Genomic DNA, 12,942 nt, shown 5'->3' with positions numbered 1-12,942 from the left:
CGCCGGGCCTCGAGATACCTCATGATAACCGAAGGCAAATTCAACAAAGGCACGCCCTGCAAAGAGTGTCCCTTGCGCCCGCTTCCGCTGTTTCGCCCCTTCAAGGCGGAAGAACTTGCATTCGTCTCTCACTTCAAGATCGGCGAACTCGTCTTCGATGCGAGCGCGACGATACTCGCGGAAGGGGAGCAAAGCGAGCATCTGTTCACCGTGCTTTCCGGATGGGGTTTTCGCTACAAGATGCTCGATGACGGCCGGCGGCAGATCCTGAACTACGTGATGCCGGGCGATATCGTGGGGCTGCAAGGCACTCTCATGGGTGAGATGCAGCATTCGATCGAGGCGCTTTCGCCGGTCGTGCTCTGCGTCTTCCAGCGCGACAGGCTCGGCGAACTTTACAGGCAGCATCCCGACCTCGCCTATGACCTGACCTGGATCGCAGCGCGTGAGGAGCGGATGCTGGACGAGAATCTGCTGAGCATCGGCCGCCGTTCCGCTCTGGAGCGGGCAGCCTACCTCATCGCCTTTCTTTACCAGAGAGCCGCCACGCTGGAGCTCTTCCGCGGCGGCTGGACCGTTATTCCCGTCACGCAGCAACACGTTGCCGACACGCTCGGCCTCTCGATCGTCCACACCAACAAGACGCTGAAGAAGCTGGCTGCCAGGGGCCTCCTGCGCTGGGCCGAGAAGGGCTGCGCCGTCCACGATATCGACGGCTTGCTTGCGCTTGCGGGCTGGGACGGATTCAGCGAGCCGAAGCGGCCGCTGATTTGATGCGAATCGTCATGCGTCTAATTACGTACAACATGTCTTTTTTAAATGCGCCCGGCCTGCCGGGTGTTCTATTAGCCGCTTCTTTATGGTCTCGGAAAAACGAGAGGCCGAGGATGCAGATATAATGCCAGTCAGTCAGGTTCCGCCGGCCATCAAGTCAGTCCTCGTCCTCGAGGATAATTTCCTTATCGCTCTGGACATGGAAGAGATGCTCGTCGCTCTCGGGGTGACGAGCGTTCACGTCGCCACCACCAGGGCAAAGGCGATGGAACTCATCGCCGATCATACGTTCGATTTCGCAATTCTCGACATCAACCTGGGGGACGACACGAGCTTTGCCGTTGCCGATGCGCTGATGGCGCGGGGCATCAGCTTCGGCTTCACCAGTGGCTATGGGGAACTGTTGGCGCTGCCGAGCCATCTTCGCGATGTTCCGAGGATCGACAAACCCTTCAGCGAGGGAACGCTCAGCAGCCTCATCGCCACGGCCGCCTCTTCAAGAGACATGTGACTGCCGTTGCGGCTTACGCCCTGCCGCGCGAGATGAACCAGGGATTGGCGAAGTCGCTGTCATCCGGTTGATTGCGCTTGCCGTAGCCGAGCGGATTGCCCGCCATTGTCAGTGTCTGGCCACCTGCCGCCCTCAGGATCGCGTCGCCTGCCGCGGTGTCCCACTCCATCGTCCGGCTGAAGCGCGGATAGATGTCGGCAATGCCTTCCGCCAGCAGGCAAAACTTCAGCGACGAGCCGACGGCCTCATGGTCGCTGATGCCCTGATCGGTGAGGAAGGAGATCGTTTCGGGGCTGTTGTGCCAGCGGCTGGTCAGCGCCATCGGCCGGTCGCCGCAGCGGCGGCAGCCGATTGTGGTCCATTCGCCCGTGACCTGGCCATCCTCGACCGCCGCCTTCTTCGCCATGCCCGCGGCCGCCGAATAGATGAGGCCGAGAGCCGGTGCATAGACGACGCCGGCGACGGGTGCGCCGCTTTCTATGAGGCCGATATTGACGGTGAAATGGCTGTTGCGCTCGACGAATTCCTTCGTGCCGTCCAGCGGGTCGACGAGGAAGAAGCGCGTTCCGGCGATATCGGCAGCGTGGCCTGCGGCGACCTCCTCCTCCGCGACGACCGGTATATCCGGGAAGGCGGCCGCCAGATCGGCAAGGATGATCTGCTCGGCGCGGTGGTCCGCATCGGTCACGGGCGAGGCGTCAGCCTTGTAGGTGACGGCCGGCCCGGCCCGGTAAATTTCCAGGATTGCTTGTCCGGCGGCGAGCGCCGATGTCTCCAGTATGTCCAGCATTGCTTCCTGTTCTTGCGGTCGAGGCGATTCGCTTTGGAGCGCTTCGCCTCTTATCAGACGGGCAACGGCCACTGTAGCACTTGAATTGCTGCGCGGGTCATTTGCCGCGGCGGGATGGGGCTTCCGCCCACGGCAATGCGCCCCGCTTCATTGCCGCTTTCTGCCCTTTGCTGCCGAAGGAGGCTATTTCGCAAGCGAATGCTGCTGAAATTTTCATTTTTCTGGCTCGAAAAGTGTCAAATCGATTTTATCGCGGAACAATTTGGTGGTGGCGCATTTTTTAGCTTTCATTTTCAATTGAAAGCGGTATGAAATCGGGCTTAGCACATGCTCGAAAACGAGTATTAAAAAACAAGAGATCGGACCGACAGGATCCGGTCCAGGGGAAGATTGATGGAGTATTTTGTCCAGCAGCTCGTCAACGGGCTGACGCTTGGGTCTATTTATGGTATGATCGCGATCGGTTATACCATGGTCTACGGCATCATCGGCATGATCAACTTCGCCCACGGCGATATCTTCATGCTTGGCGGCTTTGCCGCATTGATCGTCTTCTTGCTTCTCACGACTTTCATTGCCGGCGTGCCGGTTGTACTGGCGCTTTTGATCATGATGGTCGTCGGTATGCTGACGGCTGCGCTTTGGAACTGGACCATCGAACGCGTGGCCTATCGCCCGCTTCGCGGTTCCTTCCGTCTGGCGCCGCTGATCACGGCGATCGGCATGTCGATCGTGCTGTCGAACTTCATCCAGGTGACGCAGGGCCCGCGGAATAAGCCTATCCCGCCTCTGGTCTCCTCGGTCTATGACCTGTTCGGCATCTCGGTTTCTCTGAAGCAGATCATCATCGTCGTCATCACGGCAATCCTGCTCTCGGTCTTCTGGTACATCGTCAACCGAACTCCGCTCGGCCGGGCCCAGCGTGCGACCGAACAGGACCGCAAGATGGCGGCGCTGCTCGGTGTCGATGTCGACCGCACGATCTCGGTGACCTTCATCATGGGCGCCGCACTCGCCGCCGTCGCCGGGACCATGTATCTGATGTATTACGGCGTGGTCGTGTTCACCGACGGTTTCGCCCCGGGAGTCAAGGCGTTTACCGCTGCCGTTCTCGGTGGGATCGGGTCGCTGCCCGGCGCCGTGCTCGGCGGCTTGCTGATAGGCCTCATCGAGTCGCTGTGGTCCGCCTACTTCACCATCGACTACAAGGATGTCGCGACCTTCTCGATTCTCGCGATCGTCCTGATCTTCAAGCCGTCGGGTATTCTCGGACGACCGGAAGTCGAGAAGGTATAGTTCCATGGCAAATGTCGCATCCACAACCGCAAGCGCCGGCAGCGAGCTGACGGCGCGGGCGCTCCGCGAGGCTGTCTTTGCGGGTCTCATCACGCTCGGAATGTTCGTGCTCTTCGTCGGCCTCAAGACCGACCAGAACATCCGCAACGAGCTCATCCTCACGCCGCGATTTGGCCTGCTTGCGACCTTCGTGGCCATCGCCATGGTCGGCCGCTTCCTCATGGTCGCCTATGTCCAGCCGCGGCTGGCGCAGCGCAAGGCGGCAAAGGCGGCCGCGCCCGATGTGGTGAAGGAGGAGACCTTCTTCAGCCGCAACTGGTCGAAGATCGCGGTCATCCTGCTGCTCTTCTACCCACCGGTGATCGTCGCGCTCGTGGGCGTCCAGGGATCCCTGAAATGGGTCGACAATTTCGGCATTCAGATCCTCATCTACGTGATGCTTGCCTGGGGCCTCAACATCGTCGTCGGTCTCGCCGGGCTGCTCGATCTCGGCTATGTGGCCTTCTATGCCGTCGGTGCCTATTCCTACGCGCTGCTCTCCAGCTATTTCGGCCTGTCCTTCTGGGTGCTGCTGCCGATTGCCGGCCTTCTCGCCGCCTGCTGGGGCGTCGTTCTCGGCTTTCCGGTGCTGCGCCTCAGGGGTGATTACCTCGCGATCGTGACGCTCGCCTTCGGTGAGATCATCCGCCTCGTGCTGATCAATTGGACGGAAGTCACCAAAGGCACGTTCGGCGTTTCCGGCATCGCCAAGGCGACGCTCTTCGGTATCAAGTTCGATGCCACGAAGGACGGCTTCGCGGCAATGATGGGCCTGCCGATGTCTTCGGCCTATTACAAGATCTTCCTGTTCTATCTGATCCTCGGTCTCGCCCTGCTGACGGCGTTCGTCACGATCCGGCTGCGCCGGATGCCGATCGGCCGCGCCTGGGAGGCATTGCGTGAAGACGAGATCGCCTGCCGTTCCCTCGGCATCAACACCGTCACCACCAAGCTGACGGCGTTTGCGACGGGCGCGATGTTCGGCGGCTTTGCCGGTTCGTTCTTCGCGGTGCGTCAGGGCTTCGTCTCGCCGGAATCCTTCGTCTTCCTGGAATCGGCCGTTATCCTCGCCATCGTGGTTCTCGGCGGCATGGGCTCGCTGACGGGTATCGCCATTGCCGCCGTCGTCATGATCGGCGGCACGGAAATCCTGCGTGAACTGACCTTCCTCAAGATGATCTTCGGGCCGACCTTCACGCCGGAACTCTATCGCATGCTGATCTTCGGCCTCGCCATGGTCGTCGTCATGGTCTGGAAGCCGCGCGGCTTCGTCGGATCACGCGAGCCGACCGCGTTCCTGCGCGAACGCAGGGCAATCTCCGGCAGCTTCACCAAAGAGGGGCACGGCTGATGGCCTTTGGGACCGACACCATGACAAAAGATCCCATCCTCAAGGTTGAACGCCTGTCGATGCGCTTCGGCGGTCTCATGGCCATCAACGACTTCTCCTTCGAGGCGGAGCGTGGCGAGATCACAGCGCTGATCGGTCCGAACGGAGCGGGCAAGACGACGGTGTTCAACTGCATCACCGGTTTCTACAAACCGACGATGGGCATGATCACTATGCGGCAGAAGTCGGGCGCCGAATTCCTTCTGGAACGGCTGCCGGATTTTGAAATCACCAAAAAGGCCAAGGTGGCTCGGACCTTCCAGAACATCCGCATGTTCTCGGGTCTGACGGTGCTCGAAAACCTGCTCGTTGCCCAGCACAACAAGCTGATGCGGGCATCCGGCTATACCATTCTCGGCCTGTTCGGCTTCCCGGCTTATCGCGAAGCATCCAGGGAATCGATCGAGCTCGCCAGGCACTGGCTCGAAAAGGCATCGCTGACCGAGCGAGCCGACGATCCGGCCGGCGACCTGCCCTATGGTGCCCAGCGGCGGCTCGAGATCGCCCGCGCAATGTGTACCGGGCCGGAGCTTCTCTGCCTGGACGAGCCCGCGGCGGGTCTCAATCCGCGCGAATCGCTCGCCCTCAATGAACTGCTCCAAGAAATCCGCCGCGATACCGGCACCTCCATCCTGTTGATCGAGCACGATATGTCCGTTGTGATGGAAATATCGGATCACGTCGTCGTGCTCGAATACGGTCAGAAGATTTCCGACGGCACCCCGGACTTCGTGAAGAACGATCCAAAGGTCATTGCGGCCTATCTGGGTGTCGAGGACGAAGAGGTTGAAGAGGTGATCGGAGAAATCGAGGAAATCGAAGGCGAGCGTGGGGGGCCCGGACAATGACTGCGCCCCTGCTGCATGTGAGAGGCGTCGAGACCTATTACGGCAATATCCGCGCGCTGAGCGGCGTGGACATGGAGGTCCATCGTGGCGAGATCGTCGCGCTGATCGGCGCCAACGGCGCCGGGAAGTCGACGCTCATGATGACGATCTGCGGCAGCCCGCAGGCGCGCACCGGCTCGGTCCACTTCGACGGCCAGGACATCACGCGTCTGCCCACGCATGAGATCGCGCGTCTGAGGATTGCCCAGTCGCCGGAAGGGCGCCGGATTTTCCCACGCATGACGGTGCTCGAAAACCTCCAGATGGGTGCGAGCCTCGACAATCTGAAGCACTTCAAGGAAGACGTGGAGAAGGTCTTCACGCTTTTCCCGCGGCTCAAGGAGCGGCAGGCGCAGCGTGGGGGGACGCTTTCGGGAGGCGAGCAGCAGATGTTGTCGATCGGCCGTGCTCTGATGGCCCGTCCGAAGCTCCTGCTGCTCGACGAGCCGTCGCTCGGGCTTGCGCCATTGATCGTCAAAGGTATCTTCGAAGCGATCAAGGTGCTCAACAAGAACGAGGGCCTCACCGTATTCCTCGTCGAACAGAACGCCTTCGGAGCGCTCAAGCTTTCCGATCGAGGCTATGTAATGGTCAACGGCCGTGTGACGATGAGCGGGTCAGGCAAGGACCTCCTCGCCAATCCGGAGGTTCGCGCGGCCTATCTCGAAGGCGGCCGCCATTGATCCGCCGGGTGTGGAGTTGAGTGAGATGCACGGAATTCTCTACGAAGAAGCCTCGATCTGGCAGTTTGTTTTCATCACCTGCGTTCTCGGGGGCTGGACCGCGTGGCGGACCGGCAAGAGCGTCGCGGAAAGCTGGGGTGACGTTCCGCGGCTCGTGATTTATGTCGCACTTTTGGGCTGGGGCATCCGGTTCATCCACCATGCGCTTTTCAACGGAACGATGTTCACCCTGCAATACTATGTAGTGGACACGGTCGTCCTTTTATTGTTTGCTGCCGCTGGTTTCCGTTACTATCGGACCAAGCAAATGGCCAGCATGTACTATTGGCTTTATGAAAAAACTTCGCCTTTCTCCTGGAAGGCAAAATAAGGGAACGGCGCGTGCCGGTCCGCGGCCGGTGCGAAAGAACACCGGCGCAATGATGGTGGGCATTGCGCAGGCTTATGAAACGAGACCCGCTCGAATATTTGGGAGTAACAAGATGAAAAAGTCTCTTCTGTCGGCCGTTGCGCTGACAGCAATGGTCGCCTTCAGCGGCACCGCGTGGGCTGACATCCTGGTCGGTGTCGGAGCTCCGTTGACTGGTCCGAACGCCGCCTTCGGCGCGCAGATCCAGAAAGGTGCAGAGCAGGCGGCCGAGGACATCAATGCTGCAGGCGGCATCAATGGGGAACAGATCAAGGTCGTACTCGGCGACGACGTTTCGGATCCCAAGCAGGGTGTTTCCGTCGCCCAGAAATTCGTGGCCGATGGCGTGAAATTCGTCGTTGGTCACTTCAACTCGGGCGTCTCGATTCCCGCATCGGAAATCTATGCGGAAAACGGCATCCTGCAGGTGACGCCGGCCTCGACCAACCCGCAATATACCGAACGCGGCCTGTGGAACACCTTCCGCACCTGTGGCCGTGACGACCAGCAGGGCGCCGTTGCGGGCGCTTATATCGCGGCCAATTTCAAGCACGCAAAAGTCGCCGTCATTCACGACAAGACCCCCTATGGTCAGGGCCTTGCCGACGAAACCAAGAAGTCGATGAACGAAGCCGGCGTCACCGAGGCGCTCTATGAAGGCATCAACACCGGCGACAAGGACTTCTCCGCACTTATCGCCAAGATGAAACAGGCTGGTGTCTCGATCGTCTATTACGGCGGTCTGCACACGGAAGCCGGCCTGATCATGCGCCAGATGAAGGACCAGGGCCTGAACGCGACGATGATGTCGGGCGACGGCATCGTCTCGAACGAACTGGCCTCGATTGCCGGCGATGCGGTCGACGGCACGCTGATGACCTTCGCACCAGACCCGCGCAAGAGCCCGGCTGCCAAGGACCTCGTCGAGAAGTTCCGCGCCGCCGGCTTCGAGCCTGAAGCCTACACGCTCTATGCCTATGCGGCCCTTCAGGTGATCGCAGAAGGCGCCAAGGCCGCCGGCAACACCGATCCGCAGGCGGTCGCCGAAGCCATCAAGGCCAAGGGCCCGTTCAAGACGGCAATCGGCGAGCTCGGCTTCGACGAAAAGGGCGACATCACACGCCCGGACTACGTCATGTACACCTGGAAAAAGGGTGACGACGGAAAGTTCAGCTACTTCCAGAACGAATAGTTCTTCTTACAGGCAATCTGGAAGGCCCGGCGGCAAACGCCGGGCCTTCTGCCGTTTGAAGCCAGCGAGATTGCCTGGAAAGAGCAAATCAACGATCAGAACAATCTCGGCCATCTCTGATGCGCGTGCATGACGGTGATGATTTCGATGTCCCGCCCGACGCGGTAGGGAATAATGTGTTCTGTTCGAGCTCCGACGCTTCCTGTTCAATGATGCACTTTATCGCAGCAGCGATGCCCGAAGAGCCGCGATCTCTTGTTTCAGTCGGGCGACCTCTGCCGGCTCCATCCCCGTCGCATCGGCAATGCCGATCGGGACGCGGCTTGCTTTTTCCCGGAGCGCGCGGCCCGTCTCGGCCAGGCGCACGCGCACTTGCCGCTCATCGGCCTTGTCGCGGGTGCGCAAAATGTAGCCCATGGCTTCCAGCCGCTTCAGCATGGGAGTGAGCGTGCTCGACTCCAGGAACAGCTTCTCGCCCAGACTGCCGACGGTCTGGTCGTCCTTTTCCCAAAGAGCCACCATCACGAGGTATTGCGGGTAGGTCAGGTCGAGCTCGTCGAGGAGCGGCTTGTAGACACGCGTGAAGGCGTGATTTGCGGAGTAGATCGCGAAGCACAGGAAGTTGTCGAGCTTCATGAGTTCCTCCGAAGGAGGGAGGTTTGCCTTTGCCATCGCTTCGGTCCCGATTGTCTTTCCGACTATAATAAATCGTTCGCGATATAATCGCAAGGTATTGACGTCTGCCGCAGTCCGCGATAAATATCGTGCACGATTTAATTGTTGCCTATATAACTCCCGCGGCGATGATCGGATCGTGTGAATTTTGATCGGATTTCAGGGAAAGGAGCATTTCCAATGACCAAGGCTCAGGCGAAGACAACCACGAACGACGTCTCCCGCAGAGAAATTCTGGCAGGCGCAATCGGCGCCGCTACCGCCGCGGCCGCACTCTCGGCCACCAGCCCGGCCGTCGCCGGTGGCGCCGAGCCGCAAGCCGGTGCGGCGGCCACGAGAGTAACCGGCAGCAGGATCAACACGCGTGATGGCGTCGAGATCTACTACAAGGACTGGGGTCCGAAGGACGGACCGGTGGTCGTCCTCAGTCACGGCTGGCCGCTTTCGTCGGACAGCTGGGAGGCACAGGCCTTCTATCTCGCCAGTAACGGCTTTCGGGTCGTCACCCATGACCGCCGCGGCCACGGCCGCTCGAGCCAGCCATGGGACGGCAACGACATGGACCATTACGCCGACGATCTCGCCGATCTGATCGAAACGCTGGACCTCAAGGACATCTTCCTTGCCGGCTTCTCGACCGGCGGCGGCGAAGTCGCCCGCTATATCGGACGCCACGGGACCGCCCGCGTCGCCAAGGCAGGACTGATCTCGGCAGTGCCGCCCTTGATGGTCAAGACCGACGACAACCCCGGCGGTCTGCCGAAGGAGGTCTTCGATGGCCTGCAGGCCGCCAGCCTCGCCGATCGCTCGCAGCTTTACCGGGACATCGCCTCGGGCCCGTTCTTCGGCTTCAACCGGCCCGGCGCGAAACCTTCACAGGGCATGATCGACAGCTTCTGGCTGCAGGGCATGACGGCCGGTCACAAGAACGCCTATGACTCCATCGTCGCCTTTTCGCAGACGGATTTCACGGAAGACTTGAAGAAATTCGACGTGCCGACGCTCATCATACACGGCGACGACGACCAGGTCGTGCCGATCGATGCTGCCGCCCGTGCCTCCAAGAAGCTGGTGCCTCAAGCCGAGTTGAAGGTCTATCCGGGTGCGCCGCACGGCATCACGGATACCCACAAGGACCAGCTCAACAAGGACCTGCTCGACTTCGCAAGGTCCTGAGCCAGCGGGAATGCAAAGCAGCTGAAAAGGGCACCCTCGGGTGCCCTTTTTGTATCCGACCGGCTACCCATCGGCTCGATTTCATGCACTATCCGGAACGATTCCGGGAGACATATGATGACCGCCAAGCCGCGCATTCTTATCACTCGCCGCTGGCCGCAGGCCGTGGAGCGGGTTTTAGACGTGTCGGCCTCCTCGCTTTTGCGAGGCTTCGGTTTCTTCCTGTGAAACAATGGTTTGACTTCTGCAGCGCGGTTCGGGCGAAAACCCGTCCCAAGGGGAGCTTCGGCGAACGTCCATGGAAACGGCAGCGATCATCGCACCCCAGCGGGCGAGAGGAGAGGGGCGGCTCGTCGCCAAGGCCGAAGGCGGACGCACGCGCATCGCCGAGCTCTACCAGGAAGGCTGTGCGAAGATCCGTCTGCCCAGAACCTTCGATGCCTCGATGGAGGCCGTGCTCATCAATTCGTCGGGCGGCGTGACGGGCGGTGACCGGCTTTCCTGGGAATTCAGGGCGGGAGAAGGCACGAAACTCACGCTGACGACGCAGGCCTGCGAGAAGATCTACAAGGCAAGCGCCGGCACGGCCGAGATTGCGACGCGCATAGCGGTCGCCGCCGGCGCTCACGTCGACTGGCTGCCGCAGGAGACGATTCTGTTCGATCGGTCGGCCCTGTCGCGGAGCCTGGAGGTCGACCTCGCCGCCGACGCATCCTTTCTCGCGGTGGAGGCAGTTCTGATCGGCCGCAAGGCCATGGGCGAGGAGGTGCGCGCCGGCCTCTTCCGCGACAATTGGCGAATTCGAAGCGGCGGCAGGCTGATTCACGCAGAGAACCTCGCCTTGGCCGGAGACGTCGCGGCGCTTGCGTCGCGGCGAGCGGTCCTCGACGGCGCTTCCGCCTTCGCGACCCTCGTCTATGCCGCGCCGGATTGCGAGTCGCAGCTTTCCAGAATGCGTCTGGCGCTCGCGGGACATGCCCTGTCCGGCGTCAGCCATTACCAAGTCGGCGGTCGGGACAAGATCGTCGCCCGCCTTGCTGCGGCCGATGGGTTCGCGCTCAGAAAAATCCTGATCCCGCTCATTTCGCACTTGCGTAAAGACGCGTCTGTGCCGAAAGTCTGGACTCTCTGATCCCTGCAATCGATCTGGACGGCGACGCATGAATCTCACTCCGCGCGAAAAAGACAAGCTGTTGATTTCCATGGCGGCGATGGTCGCGCGGCGGCGGCTCGAGCGGGGCGTGAAGCTCAATCATCCCGAGGCTATCGCCCTCATCACCGACTTCGTCGTGGAAGGCGCGAGAGACGGCCGTTCCGTCGCCGATCTGATGGAGGCAGGCGCCCATGTTCTTACCCGCGATCAGGTGATGGAGGGCATTGCGGAGATGATCCACGACATCCAGGTCGAGGCGACTTTTCCCGACGGGACGAAGCTCGTCACCGTCCACGAGCCTATCCGCTAGCGAGGAGGCACCATGCTCAGCCTGCGTCCAAACTGCGAATGCTGCAATCGAGACCTGCCACCCGATAGCGACCATGCGATGATCTGCACCTTCGAGTGTACTTTTTGCGCCGGCTGTGCGGAAACGAAGCTTGGCGGGACTTGCCCGAATTGCGGAGGCGAACTGGTCCGGCGCCCGGTGCGGCCTGTGGCAATGCTGAAGAAATATCCGGCATCGACGGAGCGCGTCCTGAAGCCCGAAGGCTGTGCGCCCGAACGAGCCGTCTGAGGGGAACGAGCATGATTCCAGGTGAGATTATCGCCGCCGCCGGTGAGATCGAGTTGAATGCGGGCCTCGAAACCGTCAGCATCGAGGTTGCCAACTCCGGGGACCGACCGGTGCAGGTCGGCAGCCATTATCACTTCGCCGAGACCAATCCGGGCCTGATCTTCGACCGTGACGCCGCGCGCGGCAAGCGGCTCGACATCCCTGCGGGTACGGCCGTCCGCTTCGAGCCTGGACAGACACGGCAGGTGACGCTCATCCCGCTTTCGGGAAAGCGCGAGGTTTTCGGCTTCCGCCAGCAGGTCATGGGGAAGCTATGAGAGCGGCCGGTGCTGCTTTGAGCCTGTTGTTGTGCTGCACGGCTTCCGCCTATGCGCAACAGCCCGAGCCGGATTGCGGGAAGGCCGTGACCCAGATGGATCTCAACATATGCGCCGATCAGGACTACCGGGCGGCGGATGCGGAGCTGAACAAGACCTACCGCCTTGCGGTCGCGGCCATGCAGGCGACCGACAAGGAGCTTGGCGGCATCGACGCGGCTTACGTCGGAGCGCTCGAGGCACTGAAAAAAGCCCAGCGCGCCTGGATCGGTTATCGCGACGGCCAATGCGAACTTGCCGGGTTCGAGGCGAGGGGCGGCTCGATGGAACCCATGCTGGTCTCCGGTTGCCTCGCAGAGCTGACACGCAAGCGCACGGCCGAGCTCAAGAAACTCATGGAATCTTCGGGGAATTGATCATTGCGAAGCGGCCGCGTCATCATGATCGTTGGCAATGGTGACGTGCCCGAGGGCGCTGCCGCGACGATCGATGCAGCCGATCTGGTGATCCGTTTCAACGATTGCCGCTCGGTCGGGAAGGGCGGCAGCAGGACCGATATCATCGCCGTCTGCAACACCGGCCGCCCGGCACTGTCAATGCTTGCCGGCGGGCGCTGGAAGACGAGCGCGCCGGTCCGGCAGGCACGCGAGTTATGGAGCGTCCGCGCCGGAGCCAGATTCGCCGCGATGCGGGCAGCACTTGCCGAGACACATCCGGATCTCGACGATTTCTGCGACGACTATACGGCCGGCTTCGAGAGCTTCGCGCGGGCTACGGCACGCAAGCACCGGGTCATCGCGGCCGAGACGCATGACCGGCTGGAGCGCGATCTCGCCCGCTTCGCGCCGTCGCCTTATGTCGCGGCGTCGAGCGGCTTGGTGGTCATTTCCGACATCGTGTCGAGCTTTGCCGCAGCCGGCGACGATGTCGTGCTTGCCGGCTTCGGCCATATCGGCTGGCAGTGGCACCCGTTTGCCGCCGAGCGCCGCTATGTCGATGCGCTCGCAGCGCAAGGGCGGCTTCGCAGGCTTCATCCATTTGTCTCTTCAGATTTGCCCCAGGGAGCCTGAGCC

17 protein-coding genes are annotated in these 12,942 nt (G+C 61.3%); 15 read left to right on the top strand and 2 right to left on the bottom strand.

Annotated features, from left to right (window positions below; all coding sequences use genetic code 11):
• Positions 1 to 21: 21 nt before the first annotated feature.
• Both ACTJKL_RS02830 and ACTJKL_RS02825 read left to right on the top strand, forming a co-directional pair.
• Positions 22 to 774, top strand: coding sequence for a Crp/Fnr family transcriptional regulator (locus ACTJKL_RS02830; protein ID WP_100671915.1), 753 nt, complete (start codon positions 22 to 24; stop codon positions 772 to 774).
• Positions 775 to 898: 124 nt separating this feature from the next.
• Positions 899 to 1,285 carry a response regulator gene (locus ACTJKL_RS02825; protein ID WP_100671914.1) on the top strand — a complete coding sequence of 129 codons (387 nt, stop codon included), beginning with the start codon at positions 899 to 901 and terminating at the stop codon, positions 1,283 to 1,285.
• Between the two features lie 13 nt (positions 1,286 to 1,298).
• Here ACTJKL_RS02825 and cysQ read toward each other — a convergent pair whose 3' ends face one another.
• Positions 1,299 to 2,075 (bottom strand): 3'(2'),5'-bisphosphate nucleotidase CysQ, encoded by a 777-nt coding sequence (gene cysQ, locus ACTJKL_RS02820; RefSeq protein WP_411921586.1) that lies wholly within the window; start codon positions 2,073 to 2,075, stop codon positions 1,299 to 1,301.
• Positions 2,076 to 2,468: 393 nt separating this feature from the next.
• Here cysQ and ACTJKL_RS02815 point away from each other — a divergent pair, with 393 nt between their 5' ends.
• The 6 genes from ACTJKL_RS02815 (at position 2,469) to ACTJKL_RS02790 (ending at position 7,971) form a co-directional block, all read left to right on the top strand.
• Positions 2,469 to 3,371: a branched-chain amino acid ABC transporter permease gene (locus ACTJKL_RS02815; protein WP_003525638.1), complete on the top strand. Its 903-nt coding sequence runs from the start codon at positions 2,469 to 2,471 to the stop codon at positions 3,369 to 3,371.
• A 4-nt stretch (positions 3,372 to 3,375) separates the two neighbouring features.
• Complete coding sequence (gene livM, locus ACTJKL_RS02810; RefSeq protein WP_275597486.1) at positions 3,376 to 4,761, top strand: high-affinity branched-chain amino acid ABC transporter permease LivM; 1,386 nt, start codon at positions 3,376 to 3,378, stop codon at positions 4,759 to 4,761.
• Entirely contained in the window at positions 4,761 to 5,648 is an 888-nt protein-coding gene (locus ACTJKL_RS02805; RefSeq protein WP_018095766.1) for an ABC transporter ATP-binding protein, read from the top strand. Before livM ends, ACTJKL_RS02805 begins: the two co-directional genes overlap by 1 nt.
• Positions 5,645 to 6,370 carry an ABC transporter ATP-binding protein gene (locus ACTJKL_RS02800; protein ID WP_275597488.1) on the top strand — a complete coding sequence of 242 codons (726 nt, stop codon included), beginning with the start codon at positions 5,645 to 5,647 and terminating at the stop codon, positions 6,368 to 6,370. The genes ACTJKL_RS02805 and ACTJKL_RS02800 overlap by 4 nt, the downstream gene beginning before the upstream one ends.
• Before the next feature lie 25 nt (positions 6,371 to 6,395).
• Complete coding sequence (locus tag ACTJKL_RS02795; RefSeq protein ID WP_100671910.1) at positions 6,396 to 6,740, top strand: DUF6867 family protein; 345 nt, start codon at positions 6,396 to 6,398, stop codon at positions 6,738 to 6,740.
• 112 nt (positions 6,741 to 6,852) lie between these two features.
• Positions 6,853 to 7,971 carry a branched-chain amino acid ABC transporter substrate-binding protein gene (locus ACTJKL_RS02790; RefSeq protein ID WP_440852109.1) on the top strand — a complete coding sequence of 373 codons (1,119 nt, stop codon included), beginning with the start codon at positions 6,853 to 6,855 and terminating at the stop codon, positions 7,969 to 7,971.
• A gap of 219 nt (positions 7,972 to 8,190) precedes the next feature.
• Here the strand turns inward: ACTJKL_RS02790 and ACTJKL_RS02785 are convergent, their stop codons facing one another.
• Complete coding sequence (locus tag ACTJKL_RS02785; protein WP_275597491.1) at positions 8,191 to 8,643, bottom strand: MarR family winged helix-turn-helix transcriptional regulator; 453 nt, start codon at positions 8,641 to 8,643, stop codon at positions 8,191 to 8,193.
• Positions 8,644 to 8,826: 183 nt separating this feature from the next.
• Between ACTJKL_RS02785 and ACTJKL_RS02780 the strand changes: the two genes are divergently transcribed.
• From ACTJKL_RS02780 to ACTJKL_RS02750, 7 genes are all read left to right on the top strand, one after another.
• Positions 8,827 to 9,822 (top strand): alpha/beta fold hydrolase, encoded by a 996-nt coding sequence (locus ACTJKL_RS02780; RefSeq protein WP_275597492.1) that lies wholly within the window; start codon positions 8,827 to 8,829, stop codon positions 9,820 to 9,822.
• A 298-nt stretch (positions 9,823 to 10,120) separates the two neighbouring features.
• Positions 10,121 to 10,954 carry an urease accessory protein UreD gene (locus ACTJKL_RS02775; protein ID WP_275597493.1) on the top strand — a complete coding sequence of 278 codons (834 nt, stop codon included), beginning with the start codon at positions 10,121 to 10,123 and terminating at the stop codon, positions 10,952 to 10,954.
• Positions 10,955 to 10,982: 28 nt separating this feature from the next.
• Positions 10,983 to 11,285, top strand: a complete 303-nt coding sequence (locus ACTJKL_RS02770; protein ID WP_100671906.1) for an urease subunit gamma — start codon at positions 10,983 to 10,985, stop codon at positions 11,283 to 11,285.
• 12 nt (positions 11,286 to 11,297) lie between these two features.
• Positions 11,298 to 11,552: a DUF1272 domain-containing protein gene (locus ACTJKL_RS02765; RefSeq protein WP_100671905.1), complete on the top strand. Its 255-nt coding sequence runs from the start codon at positions 11,298 to 11,300 to the stop codon at positions 11,550 to 11,552.
• A gap of 11 nt (positions 11,553 to 11,563) precedes the next feature.
• Complete coding sequence (locus ACTJKL_RS02760; protein ID WP_003525615.1) at positions 11,564 to 11,869, top strand: urease subunit beta; 306 nt, start codon at positions 11,564 to 11,566, stop codon at positions 11,867 to 11,869.
• Positions 11,866 to 12,285, top strand: coding sequence for a lysozyme inhibitor LprI family protein (locus ACTJKL_RS02755; RefSeq protein ID WP_440852108.1), 420 nt, complete (start codon positions 11,866 to 11,868; stop codon positions 12,283 to 12,285). Before ACTJKL_RS02760 ends, ACTJKL_RS02755 begins: the two co-directional genes overlap by 4 nt.
• Before the next feature lie 3 nt (positions 12,286 to 12,288).
• Positions 12,289 to 12,939: a Urease operon accessory protein gene (locus ACTJKL_RS02750; protein ID WP_440852107.1), complete on the top strand. Its 651-nt coding sequence runs from the start codon at positions 12,289 to 12,291 to the stop codon at positions 12,937 to 12,939.
• Positions 12,940 to 12,942 lie beyond the last annotated feature (3 nt).

This window comes from Sinorhizobium sp. 22678 (assembly GCF_052044265.1).
GTDB classification, from domain to species: Bacteria; Pseudomonadota; Alphaproteobacteria; order Rhizobiales; family Rhizobiaceae; genus Sinorhizobium; species Sinorhizobium meliloti_A.
This window is presented reverse-complemented; position numbering and strand designations above follow the sequence as displayed.